The sequence below is a fragment of the Aquirufa sp. genome (assembly GCF_044377215.1).
Taxonomy (GTDB): Bacteria; Bacteroidota; Bacteroidia; order Cytophagales; family Spirosomataceae; genus Aquirufa.
Map to the genome: position 1 here is coordinate 46,435 of NZ_JBILJM010000018.1, position 6,215 is coordinate 52,649.

Annotated in this window: 7 protein-coding genes; 6 read left to right on the top strand and 1 reads right to left on the bottom strand. The window is 45.1% G+C overall.

All coding sequences use genetic code 11. From position 1 onward, the window contains the following. Nucleotide 1: 1 nt before the first annotated feature. From ACIQ6T_RS07230 to ACIQ6T_RS07255, 6 genes are all read left to right on the top strand, one after another. Nucleotides 2-598 (top strand): phosphoribosylanthranilate isomerase, encoded by a 597-nt coding sequence (locus ACIQ6T_RS07230; protein ID WP_395785233.1) that lies wholly within the window; start codon nucleotides 2-4, stop codon nucleotides 596-598. Beyond that, nucleotides 595-1,788, top strand: coding sequence for a tryptophan synthase subunit beta (gene trpB / locus ACIQ6T_RS07235; protein WP_395785234.1), 1,194 nt, complete (start codon nucleotides 595-597; stop codon nucleotides 1,786-1,788). Before ACIQ6T_RS07230 ends, trpB begins: the two co-directional genes overlap by 4 nt. Nucleotide 1,789: 1 nt before the next feature. Continuing rightward, a complete protein-coding gene (gene trpA, locus ACIQ6T_RS07240) occupies nucleotides 1,790-2,569 on the top strand; it encodes a tryptophan synthase subunit alpha (RefSeq protein ID WP_395785235.1) in 780 nt (259 codons plus the stop codon). A 107-nt stretch (nucleotides 2,570-2,676) separates the two neighbouring features. Continuing rightward, entirely contained in the window at nucleotides 2,677-3,030 is a 354-nt protein-coding gene (gene rplS / locus ACIQ6T_RS07245) for a 50S ribosomal protein L19 (protein ID WP_395785236.1), read from the top strand. A 118-nt stretch (nucleotides 3,031-3,148) separates the two neighbouring features. Then, nucleotides 3,149-4,297, top strand: coding sequence for a Gfo/Idh/MocA family protein (locus ACIQ6T_RS07250; protein WP_395785237.1), 1,149 nt, complete (start codon nucleotides 3,149-3,151; stop codon nucleotides 4,295-4,297). Continuing rightward, nucleotides 4,294-5,670 carry a Gfo/Idh/MocA family protein gene (locus ACIQ6T_RS07255; RefSeq protein ID WP_395785238.1) on the top strand — a complete coding sequence of 459 codons (1,377 nt, stop codon included), beginning with the start codon at nucleotides 4,294-4,296 and terminating at the stop codon, nucleotides 5,668-5,670. The genes ACIQ6T_RS07250 and ACIQ6T_RS07255 overlap by 4 nt, the downstream gene beginning before the upstream one ends. Here ACIQ6T_RS07255 and ACIQ6T_RS07260 read toward each other — a convergent pair. Then, on the bottom strand, nucleotides 5,667-6,215 hold a 549-nt coding region (locus tag ACIQ6T_RS07260; RefSeq protein WP_395785239.1), incomplete at its 5' end, for an ABC transporter ATP-binding protein. The genes ACIQ6T_RS07255 and ACIQ6T_RS07260 overlap by 4 nt on opposite strands.

Below are 6,215 nucleotides of genomic sequence, written 5' to 3' on the forward strand. Positions count from 1 at the left end.
CATGAAGTGGAAGGTTTGTGGCATGCGGGATTTGAATAACATTGAGGCAGTGGCTGCATGCGAACCGGATTTTATGGGATTCATTTGGGCTACTAAATCTCCACGCTATGTGGGTCCTGATTTTGTTATTCCTACACTTTCAGCGAACACAAAGGCGGTTGGGGTGTTTGTGAATGAGACTACGGCCAACATACTTGCCTTGTCAAAAAAGGCTGGATTTCAAGTCGTGCAATTGCATGGGGATGAGGGGCAAGAGGTCATTAATGAATTGCAAGCGGCAGGTTTGCTTGTTATCAAAGCAATTAGCGTGGCCACTGACGAAGACATAAAAGGCTTAAATTTGAGCCCTGATTTTTATTTGTTTGATACGAAAAAAGGATCGCAAGTGGGCGGAACGGGGGAACAGTTTGATTGGTCTATACTAGAAGCATACAAACTCGATATTCCCTATTTTTTAGCGGGCGGTTTGGAAGAGGCGAGTATCAAAGTAGCGAAGCAATTACCGGGCTTATTTGCCTTGGATTTCAATAGTAAATTAGAGTCAAGTCCTGGGTTAAAGGATTTGACGAAGGTAAAAGACATAATGCAAAACATATGAATCATTCATTTCAAGTTGACGAACGTGGATATTACGGAGAATTTGGCGGAGCTTTTATTCCGGAAATGTTGTATCCCAATGTAGAGGAATTGCGCAGCCGCTATTTAGATATCATCGCGGAGCCTGCGTTTAAGAAGGAATATGATGATTTGTTGCGTGACTTTGTAGGCCGACCGACCCCTTTGTTCAAGGCGGAAAGGTTATCGGCTAAGTACAATACGAATATTTATTTCAAGCGGGAGGATTTGTGCCATACGGGTGCGCACAAAGTGAATAATACGGTTGGGCAGATTTTAGTAGCGAAGCGTTTGGGCAAAAATAAGATAGTGGCGGAGACGGGGGCGGGCCAACATGGCGTTGCGACGGCGACGGTTTGTGCGCTGATGGGGATGGAGTGTATCGTATATATGGGTGCGATTGATATTGAACGTCAAGCGCCTAATGTGGCACGGATGCGTATGTTGGGCGCACAAGTAGTCGCAGCTCAATCTGGATCTAAAACCTTAAAAGATGCGACGAATGAGGCGATGCGCCACTGGATAAATAATCCGGTTGACACGCATTATATTATTGGTTCTGTGGTAGGTCCACATCCTTATCCCGACATGGTGGCTCGGTTCCAGTCGGTGATTTCGGAAGAAATACGCAGTCAATTGCTAGAGAAAGAGGGTCGTGATTATCCAGATTATGTGATTGCGTGTGTGGGTGGTGGGTCGAATGCGGCGGGTGCTTTTTACCATTTCTTGGATGAGCCACGTACCCAATTGATTGCGGCGGAGGCGGCGGGAAAAGGGGTTAATTCGGGCCATTCGGCGGCAACAACTTTCTTAGGGAAACCGGGAGTTTTGCATGGCAGTAAAAGTTTATTGATGCAGACGGCTGATGGTCAGGTTATTGAGCCATACTCGATTTCGGCGGGTCTAGACTATCCGGGCATTGGACCGATGCATGCCAATTTATCGCTGACGGGACGTGCCCGGTTTTTTGGTATAACAGATGCGGAGGCATTGGATGCGGCGGTTGAATGTTCTGTCATGGAAGGAATTATTCCGGCATTGGAAACAGCGCATGCCTTGGCGGTGTTTGATAAATTACAAGCTAAGCCGGATGAGGTAATTGTCGTGAATTTATCGGGCAGGGGAGATAAAGATTTATCCACGTATCAGCAGCACTTAAAATTGAATGACTAAGATGAATCGGATTACGGAATTATTTGCGAAGGCGACGGAGCCTATTTTGAATGTTTATGCGACGGCTGGCTATCCAAATTTTGGGGATACGTTGACAGTTTTACATGCCTTGCAGGAAGGTGGGGTTGATATTATTGAGATTGGGATGCCGTATTCGGATCCGGTTGCGGATGGGGAGACGATTCAACAATCGAACCAAGTGTCTTTGGATCAAGGGATGACCGTGGCGCATTTATTTGAACAGTTGAAAGCTATGCGTCAAACCATAACGGTTCCTGTTTTATTGATGGGTTACATTAATCCGGTTTTACAATTTGGGGTGGAGGCATTTTGCAAGAAATGCGCGGAAGTGGGGATTGATGGGGTTATTTTGCCGGATTTGCCGATGGCCGAATATGAATCGGAATACCAAGCGATTTTCGAGCAATATGGATTGTATAATATCTTTTTGATAACTCCGCAGACAACAGACGAGCGCATTGCCCAAGTTGATGCCATCAGTAAAGGGTTCATTTACATGGTATCATCGGCAAGTACAACCGGGGCGAAGACGGGTATTTCAGATATTCAGGAAACTTATTTCAAGCGAATTAATGGGATGAATTTGAAAAACCCACGTTTGATTGGTTTTGGCATATCGGATCGTGCGAGTTTCGTGAAAGCTTCAGAATCAGCGGCTGGTGCGATTATCGGAAGTGCATTTGTGAAGTTGCTAGGTCAAACACAAAATCTTCATGCGGATATTGTGGGATTTGTTCAATCGATTAAAGGTAAAAAGTAATAGTTTGTTTTTGGAAAGAAATATTTTTCCTATCTTTGCAACCCAATCAGCAATTTTATGTACGAAGCGACCGCTAAGTGCTGATATTACACAAAATAAAAAGTCAGATGAGTGATTTAATTAAATTTGTAGAAGCCGAAAACGCATTGCGTAGAGCTGAGCGTCCAGAATTTGCAGCTGGAGACACCATTAATGTTCATGTTAAGATCCGTGAGGGGAATAAGGAGCGTATTCAGGTGTTCCAAGGATTGGTAATTCAACGCAAGAATTCAGGTGCTGGTGAGACTTTCACTGTACGTAAGATTTCTAATGGAATTGGTGTTGAGCGTATCTTCCCAATTCTATCTCCAAACATCGATAAAATCGAAGTATTACGTCGTGGTAGAGTGCGTCGTGCACGTTTATTCTACATGCGTGGTAAGCAAGGAAAATCGGCTCGCGTCAAAGAGAAGAAAAAATAGGTTTGAGATTTTTTGTATAAAAGAAAGCTGTTCAGAAATGAGCAGCTTTTTTTGTGGGTTTGTATCAGTAGAAATTTTAACTGGCGTGCTTTTAAACATAGTTTAAACCTATTCAATCATGAGATCAAGTTCCTCGAATCGTCGGAAGTTCCTTCACGACGCGAGTTTATTAAGCGGATTGGCCTTTATGCCTTCTGTGAAAGATGTTACGAGTTCGTTTGTCAAAGGTTCTTCGCAGAAAATTATCGCGCCTCGGTTGCGTTTTGGGGTGGTTGGGATTAATCATGGGCATATTTATTCGATGGCTAATTCGATTATCCGTGGAGGAGGGGAGTTTGTTTCCTATTATGCCAAAGAGCCAGATTTGATTAAAGATTTTGCGAAGCGTTATCCGCAAGCAAAACTTGTTAAGAATGAGGCTGCGGTTTTGGAAGACCCTTCGATCAAATTAGTTTTAAGTTCGATAACGCCAAATGAGCGCGCGCCTTTAGGAATTCGGGTGATGCAGCATGGGAAGGATTACATGGTGGATAAGCCAGGGATTACTAGCTTGGAACAATTAGCCGATGTTCGGAAAGTTCAAAAAGAGACGAATCGGATTTATTCGATATCGTTTAGTGAGCGTTTTGAGAATAAGGCGACGGAGTTGGCGAGCCAACTGGTCGCTCAAGGAAAGATAGGAAAGGTGATGCAGACGTTGGGAACAGGGCCGCATCGGATGAGTGTAAATTCACGTCCCGACTGGTTTTTTGATACCAAGTATTATGGTGGGATTATTACGGATATCGCCTCACATCAAGTAGATCAATTTTTACATTTTACGGGTTCGACGCAAGGAGAGGTCGTGGCTTCGCAAATTGCGAATCACCACCATCCACAGTATCCCAAATTCCAGGATTTTGGTGATTTGATGTTACGCAGTAATAAAGGGTCAGGATATATTCGGGTGGATTGGTTTACGCCGGATGGATTGAATACGTGGGGCGATGGTCGTTTGACGATTTTAGGAACGGATGGATATATTGAAGTACGTAAGAATACCGATATTGCTTCGCCGCATGGAACGGGGAGCCATTTATACATTGTGAATAAGAAAGAGACCTTGTATGTTGATTGCAAGGACGTGAATTTGCCACACGGCGAATTGCTCGTGGATGATGTGTTGAATCGTACAGAAACGGCGATGACACAAGCGCATTGTTTTTTATCAACTGAACTCGCATTAATTGCACAGAAAAACGCAACCAACATATCTATTAAAGCATGAAAAGGAGAAAATTTATCAATAATATAGCCTTGGGTGCCGTGGGAACCCTTGGGTTTCCTACGATCGTTCCAGCACACGTGTTGGGTGGGAAAGATGCCCCAAGCAATAAGATTAATATCGGCCAAATTGGTTGCGGTCGAATTGCACGTACGCATGATTTGCCGGGAACGTGGAAACATGAGAAGGCGCGCATTATGGCGGTGTGCGATTTGGACCGTCATCGGACGGAGGAAACAAAGCAATTGGTTGAGGAATACTACACGAAAAAAACGGGTCAGTCGAATTACATCGATGTGAAGATGTATGATGATTACCGGGAGATGTTGTTGAATAAAGACATCGATGCGGTGATGATTAGTACGCCGGATTTTTGGCATGCGCAGCCTGCGATGGAAGCAGCGATTGCAGGTAAAGATATTTATTTGCAAAAGCCTACTTCGTTGACGATTCATGAGGGGCGCCAACTCGCCAATGTGATTAAGAAAACGGGACGTATTTTACAGGTGGGAACACAGCAGCGGTCAACCTCACAGTTTCGAATAGCGGCGGAATTAGTTCGCAATGGTCGGATTGGAAAATTGCACACGGTTAAGGTAGGCTTGCCAGGAGATCCCTCGGGGCCGCCGGCGCCAGCGATGCCTGTGCCGAAAGGATTTAATTACGAGGCATGGTTGGGATCTACGCCCAATATGCCTTATACGGAAATTGCGGTGCATCCACAGAAGGGCTATGACCGCCCGGGTTGGTTGCGCATGGAGCAGTTTGGTGCTGGTATGATTACGGGCTGGGGACAGCATCATTTTGATTCAGCAGCTTGGGGAATGGATACGGAATACACGGGTCCGGTTACGATTGAGGCGTTGGCGGAATTCCCTAAATCTGGTTTGTGGAATGTACATGGAGATTTTATGGCCAAAGCAGAGTACGCAAATGGAATTACCATGTATACGTCGGGAGGTTTTCCAAATGGTATTCGTTATGAAGGGTCAGAGGGATGGATATTTGTTTCGCGGGGTGATTATGCGGCGACGCCTACAGATCCAACATCCAAAGTACGTTCGAAGGCTTTGGACGCATCAGATCCTAAGATTTTAAGTTCTGTTATTGGGGAGAATGAAATTCATTTATATCATTCAGTAGACCAACATGGTAATTGGCTTGATTGCATTGAGTCGCGGAAGGAGCCGATTTCGCCTATTGAGATTGGACACCGGGCTTGCACAGTTTGTTTAATTACGCATGTGGCGATGAAGGTGCCGCGTAAATTAACTTGGGATTCAAAGAAGGAGAACTTTGGGAACGATGCTGAGGCAAATGCCTGGTTGCGTCGCTCTCAAAGGGCACCTTATGGAACTGATCGGGTAAAGTTCTAGATTTTTTCTATCCTCCGAACGTTTTTGTTGATGGTGTCAGATTCCACGACACCATCGCGTAAACGAATGATTCGGTGGGCATATTGGGCAATATCGTCTTCGTGGGTAACCATGACGATGGTATTGCCTTTTTTGTGCAATTGATCAAAGAGATCCATGATCTCGTAGGATGTTTTGGTATCTAGGTTACCTGTTGGCTCATCCGCCAAAAGTATCGAAGGATCATTGACTAAGGCACGTGCAACGGCTACACGCTGTCTTTGTCCACCTGAAAGCTCGTTTGGCTTGTGAAGGGCACGGTTTTCGAGACCTACCCCTGCGAGTGTTTCCATGGCAATCCGGGTGCGTTCTGATTTAGAATAGCCGGCATAGATGAGTGGAAGGGCAACGTTTTCAAGGGCGGATTGACGGGGTAGTAAGTTGAAGGTTTGGAAAACAAATCCAATTTCCTTGTTACGAACTGCGGCTAATTCATTTTCCGACATCGTCGAAACGTCTTGGCCGTTTAAGATATAAGACCCGGTGCTGGGGGTATCTAGGCAGCC